Here is a 14084-nt window from a genome sequence, read left to right as displayed (position 1 = left end):
TGATCCTAGAGGCTCGTCGTCACCACACGATCCGTAACGTCGGTCACACCACCCGCGTCGTCGTCGCTCGCGCCATTGGGGTCGCGGAAGACCGGGAAGACGCCGGGGCGAACGGCACGTGCTGACCGGACAGGTAGTCCGTGATCGCGCGAATGTCGGCGGGATCGATGGTGGGGTTGACGTCCTCCAGCCGGACCAGTGCCCGGTGCCGTGTCTGCACACCCGCGTCCAGGGCGTCGAAGATGTCTCTGTCCGACCTGATTCAAGAAGGCTGATCAGCCAGAAGGGCCGATCGATTTTGCCGTGCTCTGACGACTTGAACGGTTGGCTTTGCAGAGGTCAGCGGCCAACGCCTCGTGGTATTCGCACGCCGCCGCATCCCGGCACGCCTCGCGCGCGGACCGCAGGCCTCCACAGCGGAAGACACCTCGGCCGGCCCCGGCCGGCTTCGAGAGCGGCCGGCCCACCGGCATTGTGCGCGAGGACGGAGTCGAACCGCCACAGCCGAAACGTCCCGTTTACAGCGGGGTGGGCTCACCACATGCCCAGCTCGCGCGGGGTGACCGACCGGACTACGTCGAACGGCCACGTCGTGCTGCCCGGTAGACATACTCCCGGGCGATGATGAACTCCTGGGCAAGGTCGGCAGCACGTTCGCCTGCGTCGAGGCGGCGTGCGATCTCCCGCCGTTGCTGGTCGGTTAGTCCCTTACGAAGCGTGCGTCGCTCTCCCATTGAGCCAACCGGGTTCGTGACTGAACCGCCCCGGGTTCGGTGGAGGCTCTGGTCTGCCCCGTGATCGGTGGAGTCGCGATCGGCTACCTCAACCGTTGTCGGCCAGGATGCGGGGCAGGCCGAATCGCGGGAGCGTGCCGGTGTCGAGGAAGGCTGTGATTTGGCTTATGTGGTCGCCGTCGAGAGTGAGCACGGTCAGTCCGTGCGCGCGGGCGATGCCGGCGTAGGGGTCGCGCAGATAGCGGCCGAATGCGGGCTGGCCGTTGGCTCTGGTCGGAATGAGGCGGAACCGCCGAGTGCCGCGCACAAAGCCGATTTCGGCGAAGAAGTCAGCGATGGCGTCGTGGCCTTGGTATTCCTGCGGCAGTGGTGGCATGGTGAACCAAGCGTCGTCGGTGAGCAGCTCGACCAGCGCGGGCACGTCGCACTGCTCAAAGGCGGCGACGAACGCGTCCATGACGCGACGTTCGGTCGGGGAGTTCGGCAGCGGCGAGTCTGCTGACTGCTCGCGATTCGCCAGTGCGCTGCGTGCCCTCTTGAGGCCGCTCGCGACGGCGTCCACGGTTGTGTCGAGCATCTCCGCGACTTCGGCGCCTCGGAATCCGAGCACGTCGCGTAGCACGAGGATGGCCCGCTGGCGGGGCGGCATGGTCTGTACGGCGGCGACGAACGCGAGTGATACGGCCTCGCGGCTCTCCACACGTGCTTCTGGGCCGGGGACCGGCTCGCCGAACCCGGTCAGCGTGTCGGGGTAGGGCTCGAGCCACGGAACCTCGCTGAGCCGGTTCGGCTCAGGCAGCGGAACCGGAGGCGGGGCGGCGACCGGAGACGGCCGGTGGCTGCGATCACGCAACGCGTTCAGGCAGCGGTTGGTCGCGATCCGGTACAACCAGGTGCGTATCGAGGAACGCCCCGCGAAACCGCCGATTCCGCGCCAGGCCGCCAGCAGCGTCTCCTGGACCAGATCCTCGGCTTCGGCAACCGAACCCACCAGCCGATAGCAGTGCACCTGAAGCTCCCTCCGGTACGGCTCGGTGAGCTTGCCGAACGCTTCCGCGTCGCCCTCGCGTGCTCCCGACAGCAACACCTCGTCCATGACCCCGTCCTCGCTGCGTCCGAACTCGCATAATCGTCCAGTTGTGATGACACCGGCCGCGCCGAAAACCGGGCGCGCCCGGTTTTCGGCGTCCAGCGGGTCTACCCAGCAGTGTCACTGCCGGCCAACCCGAGGAGACCGATGTCATCCCGATCGACACTCACCGCACCGCCCTCGAATCAACTGACCGCCGATCAGCGGTGGACGCTCGCGCTGGCGAGTGTCGGTTCATTCCTGGTGATCCTGGACCTGTTCGCGGTGACGACGGCCCTGCCGACACTACGGGTCGCGCTGCATGCCTCCATCGCCACACTGGACTGGACGATCAACGCCTACACACTCACCTTCGCCGTACTGCTGATGACCGCGGCGGCACTCGGAGACCGCTGGGGCCGGCGACGGGTGTACGCGAGCGGTCTGCTGCTGTTCGCCGTAGCGTCGGTGGCCTGCGCGCTCGCGCCGAACGGCGCAGTGCTCATCGGAGCCAGAGCGGTGCAGGGGTTCGGCGCCGCCGTGACGATGCCCACGGCGCTCGCCCTGATCAACGCCGCCTTCCCAACCGAACGACGAGGATGGGCGCAGGGGGTGTTCGGCGCGGTCACCGGCCTCGCCACCGTGCTCGGACCCGTCTTCGGCGGGGTCATCACCCAGATGCTCTCCTGGTCGTACATCTTCTGGGTCAACGTACCCATCGGTGTAGCGGCCGCGGTAGCCGTCCTGCTGCGCATCCGTGACGTTCAGGGCGGTGGGCCGGGCAGGCAGCGTTCGCTGGACCTGCTCGGACTGGTCCTCGGCGGTGCGTTCGTGCTGGCGTTGGTATGGGGTGTGGTTCGCGCTGCCACAGACGGCTGGGGCGACCGGGCGGTGATCGGCTCACTCGTACTCGGCGGCGTGGCCCTGGTCGCCCTGCTCGCTTGGCAGCGTCGAGCGAGCCAGCCTCTCATTCCGCTGCGGTTGTTCACCGACACCGCCTTCGCGTCCGGCATCGCTGGCATCTTCCTCCAGTCGGCGTCGTTGACAGCCCTGGTGTTCTTCACCGCGCAGTTCTTCCAGAACGCTCAGGGCGACAGTCCGCTGGTAGCCGGGCTCCGCCTGCTGCCGCTCGGACTGGTACCCCTTGCCCTCGGGTCCTGGTCCGGCACATCCACCGACCGTGTGGGCACCCGGCCGATGATCGTGATCGGCATGACGCTGCAGACGGCAGGCACGACCATCCCGGCGGTGTTCTCGCGTCCCGGGCTGTGGTACCCGGTACTGGCGGTGGCCATGGCGGTCGTAGCCGTCGGCTTCACGTTCGCCGTGCCCGCACTGACCAAGTCGGTCGTCGGCTCGGTCAAGCCCGCCGACATCGGCACCGCGTCGGGTCTGTTCAGCACCGTCCGACAGGTGGGCGCGGCGTTCGGCGTCGCAGTGGCCTCGGCAGCGTTCACCGCGACCGGCGGGTACCCCACTGCCTCCGCGGTCGCCTCCGGCTATCGCGGAGCCATGATCGTGGCCGCGGCGCTGGCAGGATTGGGCACGGCGACAACCACGATGTCCCGGCGAGCAGCCAGCAGGGCAAGCGCCGTGCTCCGGGGATGACCACGCTTCCGAGACCACGGTCCCAGGCAGATCACAAACCCCCGCCACGACTTCCGAGAACACGAGCGACCTCCGCGACGAGGCATTACCGCGGCGGCGAAGGGCCCGGCCGACCGCGCTGCCCACGGCGTACGCCGAATTCCTCGACGCCTACGCCGCCGCGCTGGAACAGGTCCCATTGGCCGCCGACACCAAACGGACGTACCTGTCGCGGGTGCGCATGTATCTGGCATGGCTGGCCGACCCCGACGCCAACCGGCGCTCCAAGGGCGACCCGCTCACCAATGCGCGCGCCCGCGACTGGGCTGTGCGCGACTACCGCCTCTACCTGCTCCGCGACGCCGTACCCAAGAAGTCGGTGCGCTACAGCAACAACGCCCTCGCCGCGCTGGACGACTTCCACACCCGCCTCGGCCTCGGCAAGGCCAACATCGGCCGAGACGACCTGCCCCGTACCGCACCCCGCGCGCTGGACGAGAGGACTCAGATCCGGTGGCTGCGAGCGATCGAGGCCTGATCCTCACCACCTGAAAAGGACATCCGCGGACACGGGACACCCTGGCCTCCACCGAACCGCGACTACCTAACGTCGCTGTCACAGCCCAAGGAACTACTCTCAGCTACTTTACGGCTGGTGACACGGACCCGAGGGGAGGGCCTAGGTTGCAGTCGAACCGCCAACTGGTCTGGCGTTCTGGCTGCAACGAGGGCGGAAGTTCACAGCCGTCAGGCCCCAGAATTCCTGAACTTCCGCAGGGTACCCCCAGCAGGAGTCGAACCTGCGCTCCCGGCTCCGCAAGCCGGCGCTCTGTCCACTGAGCTATGAGGGCGTGGTACCCGGTGCAGGTCCTGCACCGCTGCTGAACCAACCGGGCATGGCGCTTGTGACCGGACTCGAACCGGCGTCTCCCTCGCTGACAACGAGATGCTCTGGCCGCTGAGCTACACAAGCAGGGGTGATAGCCACGCGGCGTCGTGCCACGTGAGTGCGACACCGCCGGAGCGCTGCGGCGAGGCGGCCGATGCCGATCTGGCGGAAGGTGAGGGATTCGAACCCCCGCAGGTATGACCCTGGCCACCGCTTTCGAGGCGGGCGCAATACCGGACTCTGCCAACCTTCCAGGTGCGGAAATCGAGGGACTCGAACCCCAAGCACGGCACGAGCCGCGCTACCGCTCCCCAGCGGCAGTCTCCCTACTGACCTACATCCCGTTGCGGCCCGGTACGGGCCGCTGATCGTGGGCTTCTCCCGGCGGCCGGTGGTGTCCGTCCGGCCGGGACTGACGATGACCGCCCGAGGGTCGTTACTCCCGTCGGCGCAGTCGGCGAGCCGTCGCGGTGCGACGGCTCGCCGGTGACGTGTGCAGGTGCGGCCCTTGGCGTCGCTGGGGTTGCTCTCAGCCGAAGCCGAAGGCTTCCCGTGGACGGCCATGGACTGCGCCTGCTTATTTGGTGTCTTCCGCTGTGGAGTTATCAAGTGATTCCGTGCCCCCGCCAATAAGAAGGGGTCTGGCATGGGCGGCAGGAGTCGAACCCGCATCCTGCCGGTTTTGGAGACCGGCTGCCTATCCGCTGGCTCACCCATAAGAAAAGGCCGCTGGGGATGTTCCTCGGCGGCCTCTGGGAGTAGGACTCATCGTCTCTACCCAGGGGCCTCCAGGGACATGGGGCGCTGTCCGGCCAGGTAACACGGTTGCCCGTGCCAGCCATCGACAAGCACGTACGTCACTGTCGGATTCCTTCCCTGTCGCTTTCTGATGTCTATCTTAGGATCTCACCGTTGAGGCTCAACTGGTTTTCTGCAGTGAGCTCATCTGATTGACGATGGCTGGGCGTGCCTGGTTCCGCGGAACCAGCATGAATGTGCCGGGTGGTCAATATAGAAATACGGCGATTCACCGCCGGCGTCGAGGCCGCGCCTGGGCTACGCCCTCGAGGCACGGCCTTCCCTCCTGCTACGGTTCGCAGCGATGCGCACCACGGCTGCCCGCTTCCGGCGGGAGATCATTACCGAGCGCGCCGGCTGAGCCAGGCCGTCGGCGCGCTCATCACTGCGCCCGGAACCTGGTCCGGATCTTCCACCACGAACGAGGAGATCCGTCATGACCGCCGCACACCCGCGCCCCCACGACAGCAACCTGCCGGCCGCCGCTTCGCCACCCTTGGGCGAGGACCTCCCTTCCACCGAGTTCCCCATGCGGGTGATCGTCGACGTCACCGATGGCCTCGACGGCGTCATGCGGGTCGCCACGATGTTGCGGGCTCGCAGATACCTGGTCCGGAACCTCGCCGTCGACCTTCACGAGGGCGTCGCGGTCAGCAAGGTCCGGGCCACGGTTCTCCTCACGGCATCGGACGCTGATCTTCTCCTCCGGCGCCTCCGCCGGATCAGCGTGGTGACCAGCGCATCAACGCCCGACGGATCGGCGACTTGAAACCTGGCCCACGAGGCCGGCCGCCAGGCGGACCGCCGCTGGAGACGGACGCACCGGCATGGGGTGGCCATGGTTGACACGACACCGGGAGCAGGCCAAACTTTCGCCCAGGCTACTGGTAAGACCAGTTAACTTCCTCGGAACCTCCAGGGATCTGCCAAAGGAGCGCCCCGGATGACCAACGCCTCTCCGTATCCGCCGTCCGCGAGCGATGCCTTCCACGGCAAGATCGGCACGACCTACGAGGAGTCGACTCCGTGGTGGCCTGATCCGCAGGCGCTTCCCGAGGGCACGCCCAATGTCGTGGTCATCGTGCTCGACGACGTCGGCTTCTCCGACCTCGGCTGCTTCGGCTCGGACATCGACACCCCAGCCATGGACGCCCTCGCCACCGGTGGCCTTCGCTACACGAACTTTCACACCACCACGCTGTGCTCGCCGAGCCGTGCGTGCCTGCTGACCGGCCGGAACCACCACTCCGTCGGCATGCGCATGCTGTCCAACTTCGACACCGGCTTCCCCAGCGGTCGCGGACGGATCACCAAGGCCGCCGCGACGTTGCCCGAGGTGCTGTGCGACAGCGGCTTCAACACCATGGCCGTGGGCAAGTGGCACCTGGCGCCGATGGAGCAGACCACCGCGTCCGGGCCGTACACCCAGTGGCCGCTGTCTCGCGGGTTCGAGCGCTACTACGGATTCCTGGAAGCCGAGACGGACAGCTTCTATCCGGAACTCTTCTATGACAACCACGCCGTGGCTCCGCCGAAGAGCCCGAAAGAGGGCTATCACCTCACTGAGGACCTGGTCGACCGGGCGATCGAATTCGTCACGGACCAGACTTCGGTCACTCCGGAGAAGCCCTTCTTCCTGTACCTGGCGCTCGGCGCGGCGCACGCCCCACACCAGGCCCCTCGGGAATACCTGGAGAAGTACCGGGGCCGGTTCGACCACGGCTGGGACGTCGAGCGCGCCACCCGGCACGCCCGCCAGATCGAACAGGGTGTCCTGCCGCCCGACACCGCACTGGCGCCGCGCAACCCCGGGGTCCTTCCCTTCGACGAACTGTCGGACGACGAGAAGAAACTGTCCGTACGGCTCCAGGAGGCCTATGCGGCGATGGTCGACCACACCGACCACCACATCGGCCGGCTCATGGAGTTCCTGGAGCGGATCGGCCGGATGGAGAACACCATCACCATCCTGCTCTCGGACAACGGGGCCAGTCAGGAAGGCGGGCAGAAGGGTTCGCTCAACCCCACCGCGTTCCAGAACCGCATCCCCGAGGACTTCGAGGAAATGGTCGCGCGGATCGATGAGATCGGCACGACCCGCGCTCATGCCAACTACCCCTGGGGCTGGGCGCAGGCGGGCAACACCCCGTTCAAGCGCTACAAGCAGAACACCCACGAAGGGGGCGTCCGCTGCCCGCTCATCGTGCACTGGCCGCGGGGGCTGCCGCGCACCGACGAGGTCAGGCAGCAGTTCCATCACGTCACCGACATCGTCCCGACCCTTTTCGAACTGCTCGGTCTACAGGCTCCCGCGGTCTACAACGGCATCCCGCAACTGCCGATCCACGGGGTCAGCATGGCCTACACCTTCGGCTCGCCGACCGCGCCGACGCGCAAGGAAGCCCAGTACTTCGAGATGTTCGGGCACCGCGCGATCTGGCACGACGGCTGGAAGGCCGTCGCGTACCACGAACGCGGAACGTCCTTCGACGCGGACCGTTGGGAGCTCTACCACCACGACACCGACTTCTCGGAGTGCGACGACCTGGCGCAGGCGCGGCCCGAGCAACTGCGGAAGATGGTCGCCCGCTTCTGGGTGGAAGCGGGGAAATACGATGTCCTGCCGCTCGACGACAACGGATTCGCCTACCGGGCGAAGATCCCGCGTCCCGGCTCTCCGCGCAGGCGCACCACCTTCACCTACTACCCCGGCATGGCCCATCTGCCCGTCGCCGCGGTGCCACCGGTGATGAACCGCGGGCACCGCATCACGGCGTTCGTCGACCGGGCCGCCGCGTCGGACGAGGGCGTCCTGGTGTCCCTGGGCAACATCAGCAGCGGATACGTCCTGTACGTCAAGGACGACCGGCTGGTCTACGAGTACAACTTCCTCGGCACCCGGTACACGGTGACCTCGACGGAAGAACTCCCGATCGGCCCGGCGGAGCTGACCTTCGAATTCGTCAAGACCGGTGACATGCGGGGCGTCGGAAACCTGTACGTGTCGGGAAGGCCGGTCGGCACCGAGGCCATTCCGCGGGTCCTCCCGCACTTCCTGGGATGGCAGGGCCTCGACATCGGCCGGGACACCCTGTCGCCCTCCTCCTCCAGCTACGACGGCGAATTCGCGTTCACCGGAAGGCTCGACAGGGTCGTCTTCACGGTCGCCCCGGACGAGGAGGACAAGGAGCCCTTCGAGCGAATCGACTGACGCGCGACCATCGTCGAGGCCGCCTCCGCTGATCCGCGGAGGCGGTCTCAACCGGTGTCCGGTCAGTTGGGCGGCGTGTAGCGTCCGTCGATCGCCGTCCAGCCGCCGTCCACGAAGAGCTGGCTCCCCGTGACGAAGGATGACGCGTCCGACGCGAGGTAGACGACGGCGCCGGCCAGCTCGTCGGGCCGGGACCAGCGGCCCAGGGCGCTCTTGGTCGCATAGGCCTCCGACCATTCCGGCACGGCCCTGATCTGCGCGGTCAGCGGTGTGTCCACGACGCCCGGGGCGATGGTGTTCACCCGCACGCCCGACGGGCCCAGCTCGGCGGCCGCGGTCCGCAACAGTTGGACGAGGCCGGCCTTCGTGGCCGCGTACACTCCCTGCCCCGGCTCGACGGCCACCGCGCGGATCGAGCTGAAGCCGATGATGCTTCCCCTGCCGCGTTCGGCCATGCCACGGCCGAAGGCCCGCACCAGGTCGAAGGACGCGCGCAGATTGAGCGCCACGACCCGCTCGAACTCCTCCGCCGTGTAGTCGAGCAGGCATTTGCGCACGTTCGTCGCGGCGGTGAAGACGAGCACGTCGACGGGTCCGAACTCCTCGGCGGCACGCGTGACCGCCTCGCCGTCGAGCACGTCGAGGGCGTACGGCGAAAGGCCCGGCCCCATCGACGCCGTCGCCGTGGCCGCCGTCAGGTCCCGGTCGGCGCACACCACCGTGGCGCCGTGCGCGGCGAGGGCCAGGGCGCTCTCGCGGCCGATTCCGCTGCCCGCGCCCACCACGACGGCCCTGCGGCCGTCGAGCCTGAACAGGCGGGAGTACGCCTCCACTGCATCGGTGCGGTCCTCTGCTTGCATGGTCCTCACGGCTTCGTCGTCGTCGGGCGGATCACTGCCATACGCGTTACGGTGAGCTCTTCGATGGCGAACCTCGGGCCCTCCCGTCCGGCCCCGGAGTCCTTCACGCCGCCGTACGGCATGACGTCGGAACGGAAGCCGGGAACCTCATTGATGACCACCCCGCCCACCTCCAGGCGGTCGAGAGCGGCGAACGCGGTCTCCAGGGAGCCGGTGTAGACGCTCGCGTGCAGTCCGTAGCGCGAGTCGTTGACCAGGTCGAAGGCCGTCTCCAGGTCGGGGACGGACCGTACCGCGACCACGGGGCCGAAGACCTCCTCGTTCCAGACGGAGAGGGCGCGGTCAACGTCGAGCAGCACGGCGGGCTCGATCACCCCGTCGGTGCCCCTGCCTCCGGCCGCCAGCGACGCTCCCGCGTCCACCGCTTCTTCCAGCCACGCGCGTACCCGCTTGGTCGACCGCTCGTCGATGAGTGCCGAGACCCTCGTCGCCGGATCCCGGGGATCGCCCACGACCACCTGGGCCACTCGCTCCGTCAGCCGGGCCACGAACTCCTTCCGCACGGCGTCCACCACGATGACCCGCTGCACGCTGATGCACGCCTGGCCCGACGCGTAGTATCCGCCGCGCACCACCGCGTCGGCGGCGGCGTCGAGATCGGCGTCGGCGGCCACGACCAGTGCGGCGTTGGAGCCGAGTTCGAGCAGCACCTTGGTGGGTGCCGCGTCCCGGGCGATCTGGTGGCCCACGGCGGCGGAACCGGTGAAGGACACCGCCCCGATCCGGCGGTCGGTGGTCAGCGCGACGCCCACCTCCGGCCCCCCGGTCACCAGCTGCACCGCCGCCGGCGGCGCGTCGCCGTCGCGAAGGGCCTCACGGAGGAGGTGCACCAGCCACAGGGAGGCGAGCGGCGTCTGCGGGGCGGGTTTGGCGATGACCGGGCAGCCGGCGGCCAGCGATGGCGCGATCTTGTGCGCGGCGAGCAGCAGCGGGTAGTTGAAGCCCGCGATGCCCACCACCACGCCGATCGGCTTGCGGGTCCAGAACCCGAGCAGCCCCTCCCCCGACGGCAGCAGGTCCAGCGGCACCGTCTCCCCGTGCAGCCGGGCCACCTCCTCGGCCGCCGTCAGCAGTGTCAGCAGGGTGCGTTCCACCTCGACACGGCAGTCGACCAGCGGCTTGCCGGTCTCCAGGACGAGGAGCCGCTCGAAGTCCGCGCGCCGGGAGGCGACCGCCTCGTGGGTCGCGAGCAGCGCCGCCCTGCGTGTGTGCGAGGGAAGCCGGCCGACCCGCTCGCGGACCGCGACCGCCGCGTCCACCGCCTGGCGTGCGAGGCCGCCGTCCCCGACGGGCGCCCGCGCGACGAGCGTCCCGTCGTAGGGAAAGCGGACGTCCTCGGCGGCGGGTGCCGCCACCCAGCCGTCGCCGATGGGAAGACCTTCGGGGAACTCCCTCCCCACGGGGCTGTCGCCGCCGGCGGGTTCGTCATGGGTGGTCACGTTCCGTACTCCTGGTTGAGGTCGGCCGCCGACACTCCGGACAGTGCCCTGCCCAGAGTCGGTACGGCGGCGATGAGCCTGCGTGTGTAGGAATGTCGCGGTTCCTCGTACACCTGCTCCGTGGACCCGGTCTCCACTATCTGCCCCTCATGCATGACCGCGACCCGGTCGCACACGTGTCGGACCACGGACAGGTCGTGGGAGACGAAGACGAGTGTGAGGGACAGCTCGTCGACGAGGTCGGCGAGGAGGTTGAGCACCTGGGCCCGTACGGACACGTCCAGGGCGCTCACCGGCTCGTCGGCCACGAGGACCTTCGGACGGGGGGCGAGGGCGCGCGCGATCGAGATGCGCTGCCGCTGGCCGCCGGAGAACTGGTGCGGATACCGGTCCGCCGCCTCGGCGCCCAGGCCGACGGCCTCGAGCAGCTCGGCCACCCGCTCCTTGCGGTTCTCGTGCCCTTGCGCGACGAGCGGCTCGGCCACGATGTCGCCGACGCGCATGCGCGGGTCCAGCGCACTCATCGGGTCCTGGAAGACGAGTTGCAGCCGCTCGCGGACGAACCGGAGCCGTCTCTCCCGGAGCCCGGTGATGTCCCGCCCGTCGATCGCGACGCTGCCGCTGGTGGGGCGGTCGAGCCCGGCCATGATCCGCAGCAGGGTCGACTTGCCGCACCCCGACTCGCCGACGATGCCGAACCGTTCCCCCGGGGAGACGGCGAAGCTGACGCCGCGCAGGGCGTGCACCGGGGGGCTGGGGTGGCGCAGCGAGGTACGGGGCCGCCGGTAGTCGCGCGTGACGTCGCGGACGGTGATGGCGTCCACGGGGGCGCTCGTCGGCTGCTCAGCCACGGCCGGCCTCCTGGTTCGTGGGTATGCCGGTCCCGCCCGCGCCGCTCTCGGGTACCGGGTGGAAGCAGGCGTAGCCGGAGTCCGGCCCGGTCGGGACCCATTCCGGCCGGGTGGCGCACGCGTCGGTCGCCTGAGCGCACCTGTTCCGGAAGACGCATCCGGCGGGGAACCGGCCCGCCGGCGGAACCGACCCGGCGATCGTGGCCAGCCGGCCGCGGTCGTCGACCACGGTCAGGTCCGACGCGCCGATCAGGCCCTGGGTGTAGCGGTGCCGGGGGCGCGTGAACACCTCCCGGACCGGGCCGGACTCGATCAGCCGCCCGCCGTACATGACCATGACCCGCTCGCAGACGGTGGCCACCACGGCCAGGTCGTGGGTGATGAAGAGCATGGCCGACCTGCGGTCCTGGACGCCCCGTACGATCAGGTCGAGCACCCGCGCCTGCACCGTGACGTCGAGCGCGGTGGTGGGTTCGTCGCAGACCAGGAGCGCGGGGTCGTTCGCGAGGGCGATGGCGAGCACCACCCGCTGCCGCTGTCCTCCGGAGAACTGGTGCGGGTAGGCGTTCGCGGCGTCCGCGGGATCGGGAAGCCCCACCTGGGCGAGCAGTTCCACGGCCGCGGCTCGGGCGGACGCGCGGTCGGGCCTGGTCCGGTGGACCAGCAGCGCCTCGGCGATCTGCCGCCCGACCCTCATCGTGGGGTTCAGGGCGGTCATGGGCTCCTGGAAGACCATGGCGACCTCCTTGCCCCGCACCTGGGACATCCGGGCCTCGCCGGCCCCCACCAGGTCGTGGTCGACGCCGGCGAGCCGCACCGAGCCCGTGGCCCCGAGCCCCTCGGGGAGCAGGCCCATGATGCTCAGCGCCGTCAGCGACTTGCCCGACCCCGATTCACCAATCAGGCCGACCCGCTCGCCGGCCCGGATGGTGAAGTCGACGTCTTCGACGAGCTTGCGGCCGCCCACCGCGACGTCGAGTCTCCGCACCGCCAGGACGTCGTCCGGCCCGGGGACCGGTGCGCCGTCCGGTCCCGAGGCGGGTGCGTCGTCCGCTCCGGAAGGCCGTGCCGTGTCGGGTGCCGGGGTCATCGGCGGTCCTCCAGCTTGGGGTCGAAACGGTCGCGCAGGCCGTCACCGAGCAGGTTGAATCCGAGCACCGCCACCGCGATCGCGACGCCCGGGAACACGGCGAGCCGGGGGGCGGACCACAGCATCTCCTGGCTCTCCTGCAGCATCCGGCCCCAGGACGGTGTGGGGGGCGGGGTCCCGAAGCCCAGGAAGGACAGCGCGGCTTCGGCGAGTACGGCGATGGCGAAACCGACCGACGCCTGCACGATGACGAGACTGCTGACGTTGGGCAGGACATGCCGCAGGCCGATCGAGAACGGCCCGCGGCCCGCCGCGCGCGCCGCGAGGACGTATTCGGTCCGCATGACCTGCAACGTGCCGCCGCGGGTCAGCCGGGCGAAGTGAGGGATCGACGCGATGCCGATGGCGATCATCGCGACCAGCGTGCTGCCCCCGTACACGGCGGCGAACATGATGGTCAGCAGGAGCGCCGGGAAGGCGAGAAGCAGGTCGTTGCCGCGCATCAGCAGCTCGCCGAACCAGCGGGGCGCCATCCCGGCGACGATGCCGAGGGGCACTCCGACCAGGGCGGCGACGCCCACCGCGACGAAGCCGACGAACAGCGTCGTTCGCGAGCCCACCAGGATCTGGCTGAACACGTCGCGGCCGAATTTGTCCGTGCCGAACCAGTACGCCAGCGACGGCTTCTCCAGCCGCGCCGAGGGGTTCACCAGGGTCGGGTCGTGCGGGGTCCACACGAAGGACAGCAGCGCCATGGCGAACACGACCGAGACGATGAGGCCGCCCGCCAGGAGGCTGCCCGTCACCGGGCGGCGCCGCCGGCGTCCGCCGGGCACCGCCGAGACGACGGCGGCCTCGGTGTCCAGAGCACTCATGACGCACCTGCCCTGAGCCGCGGGTCGATCACCAGATAGACCGCATCCACCAGGAAGTTCACGACCAGCACCGCCGCTGCGATGATCATTACCACGTCCTGCACCATGATGAGGTCCCGGTTGGCGACGCTGTCCAGCAGCAGGCTTCCGAGCCCGGGGATGGCGAAGACCCGTTCGATGACGACGGCGCCCACGAGCAGCGTGGCGAGCTGCAACCCCATGACGGTGACCACGGGCACCGCCGCGTTCCGCAGGCCGTGCCGCAGCAGCGCCCGCGTCGGCCGAAGCCCTTTGGCGCGAGCGGTGCGCAGGTAGTCCTCCCGGAGGACGTCGAGCACGGCGCTGCGGACATAGCGGGTGAGCACCGCCGCCTGCACCACTCCGAGGGACAGCGCGGGCAGCACCAGCTGCTTGAGGAACAGGACCGGATCCTGCGCCGGGGGTGTCCAGCCGTTCGCCGGCAGCCACCCGAGCCCCACCGCGAACACGGTGATCAGGAGGATGCCCGGCGAGGAAGGCCGGGACGGCCACGCCGACCTGGGACAGGGCCGAGAGAATGAGCCCGGACGGCCTGCGGTGCCGCATGGCCATGAGCGTGCCCATGGGGATCGCCAGGATGCA

12 protein-coding genes and 5 tRNA genes are annotated in these 14084 nt (G+C 69.3%); 4 read left to right on the top strand and 13 right to left on the bottom strand.

Annotated elements, in window-relative coordinates:
• Positions 1 to 43 precede the first annotated feature (43 nt).
• From ACYVF7_RS25835 to ACYVF7_RS25825, 3 genes are all read right to left on the bottom strand, one after another.
• On the bottom strand, positions 44 to 220 hold the full coding sequence (locus tag ACYVF7_RS25835; protein ID WP_460345678.1) for a DUF2334 domain-containing protein: 177 nt from the start codon (positions 218 to 220) through the stop codon (positions 44 to 46).
• A 255-nt stretch (positions 221 to 475) separates the two neighbouring features.
• Positions 476 to 556 (bottom strand) — tRNA-Tyr (locus ACYVF7_RS25830).
• A 266-nt stretch (positions 557 to 822) separates the two neighbouring features.
• Positions 823 to 1830: a sigma-70 family RNA polymerase sigma factor gene (locus ACYVF7_RS25825; RefSeq protein WP_460345675.1), complete on the bottom strand. Its 1008-nt coding sequence runs from the start codon at positions 1828 to 1830 to the stop codon at positions 823 to 825.
• 141 nt (positions 1831 to 1971) lie between these two features.
• Between ACYVF7_RS25825 and ACYVF7_RS25820 the strand changes: the two genes are divergently transcribed.
• Together ACYVF7_RS25820 and ACYVF7_RS25815 are read left to right on the top strand one after the other, a co-directional pair.
• Positions 1972 to 3411 (top strand): MFS transporter, encoded by a 1440-nt coding sequence (locus ACYVF7_RS25820; RefSeq protein WP_460345672.1) that lies wholly within the window; start codon positions 1972 to 1974, stop codon positions 3409 to 3411.
• A 178-nt stretch (positions 3412 to 3589) separates the two neighbouring features.
• Positions 3590 to 3928 carry a hypothetical protein gene (locus ACYVF7_RS25815; protein ID WP_460345669.1) on the top strand — a complete coding sequence of 113 codons (339 nt, stop codon included), beginning with the start codon at positions 3590 to 3592 and terminating at the stop codon, positions 3926 to 3928.
• A gap of 241 nt (positions 3929 to 4169) precedes the next feature.
• On the opposite strand, the gene ACYVF7_RS25810 is transcribed toward ACYVF7_RS25815, so the two are convergent.
• The 4 genes from ACYVF7_RS25810 to ACYVF7_RS25795 form a co-directional block, all read right to left on the bottom strand.
• Positions 4170 to 4241, bottom strand: a tRNA-Arg gene (locus ACYVF7_RS25810).
• Between the two features lie 46 nt (positions 4242 to 4287).
• Positions 4288 to 4363, bottom strand: a tRNA-Asp gene (locus ACYVF7_RS25805).
• A gap of 79 nt (positions 4364 to 4442) precedes the next feature.
• Positions 4443 to 4532: transfer RNA gene (locus ACYVF7_RS25800), tRNA-Ser, on the bottom strand.
• A gap of 389 nt (positions 4533 to 4921) precedes the next feature.
• Positions 4922 to 4996: transfer RNA gene (locus ACYVF7_RS25795), tRNA-Trp, on the bottom strand.
• A 517-nt stretch (positions 4997 to 5513) separates the two neighbouring features.
• On the opposite strand from ACYVF7_RS25795, the gene ACYVF7_RS25790 reads away from it, so the two are divergent.
• Positions 5514 to 5846, top strand: coding sequence for a hypothetical protein (locus tag ACYVF7_RS25790; protein ID WP_460345666.1), 333 nt, complete (start codon positions 5514 to 5516; stop codon positions 5844 to 5846).
• A 174-nt stretch (positions 5847 to 6020) separates the two neighbouring features.
• Positions 6021 to 8288, top strand: a complete 2268-nt coding sequence (locus ACYVF7_RS25785; RefSeq protein WP_460345663.1) for an arylsulfatase — start codon at positions 6021 to 6023, stop codon at positions 8286 to 8288.
• A 62-nt stretch (positions 8289 to 8350) separates the two neighbouring features.
• Here the strand turns inward: ACYVF7_RS25785 and ACYVF7_RS25780 are convergent, their stop codons facing one another.
• From ACYVF7_RS25780 to ACYVF7_RS25755, 6 genes are read right to left on the bottom strand one after another with little or no spacing between them, the layout of a single operon-like run.
• Positions 8351 to 9148 (bottom strand): SDR family NAD(P)-dependent oxidoreductase, encoded by a 798-nt coding sequence (locus ACYVF7_RS25780; RefSeq protein WP_460358116.1) that lies wholly within the window; start codon positions 9146 to 9148, stop codon positions 8351 to 8353.
• A 5-nt stretch (positions 9149 to 9153) separates the two neighbouring features.
• Positions 9154 to 10647 (bottom strand): aldehyde dehydrogenase family protein, encoded by a 1494-nt coding sequence (locus ACYVF7_RS25775; RefSeq protein ID WP_460345661.1) that lies wholly within the window; start codon positions 10645 to 10647, stop codon positions 9154 to 9156.
• Positions 10644 to 11498 carry an ATP-binding cassette domain-containing protein gene (locus ACYVF7_RS25770; RefSeq protein WP_460345658.1) on the bottom strand — a complete coding sequence of 285 codons (855 nt, stop codon included), beginning with the start codon at positions 11496 to 11498 and terminating at the stop codon, positions 10644 to 10646. The genes ACYVF7_RS25775 and ACYVF7_RS25770 overlap by 4 nt, the downstream gene beginning before the upstream one ends.
• Positions 11491 to 12588 (bottom strand): ABC transporter ATP-binding protein, encoded by a 1098-nt coding sequence (locus ACYVF7_RS25765; protein WP_460345655.1) that lies wholly within the window; start codon positions 12586 to 12588, stop codon positions 11491 to 11493. The genes ACYVF7_RS25770 and ACYVF7_RS25765 overlap by 8 nt, the downstream gene beginning before the upstream one ends.
• Positions 12585 to 13463, bottom strand: coding sequence for an ABC transporter permease (locus ACYVF7_RS25760; RefSeq protein ID WP_460358115.1), 879 nt, complete (start codon positions 13461 to 13463; stop codon positions 12585 to 12587). The genes ACYVF7_RS25765 and ACYVF7_RS25760 overlap by 4 nt, the downstream gene beginning before the upstream one ends.
• A complete protein-coding gene (locus ACYVF7_RS25755; RefSeq protein WP_460358113.1) occupies positions 13460 to 13942 on the bottom strand; it encodes an ABC transporter permease in 483 nt (160 codons plus the stop codon). The genes ACYVF7_RS25760 and ACYVF7_RS25755 overlap by 4 nt, the downstream gene beginning before the upstream one ends.
• Positions 13943 to 14084 lie beyond the last annotated feature (142 nt).

The organism is Actinoallomurus acanthiterrae, from assembly GCF_054775715.1.
The sequence above is the reverse complement of the archived record's forward strand: the minus strand, read 5'-3'. Positions and strand labels throughout refer to the sequence as shown.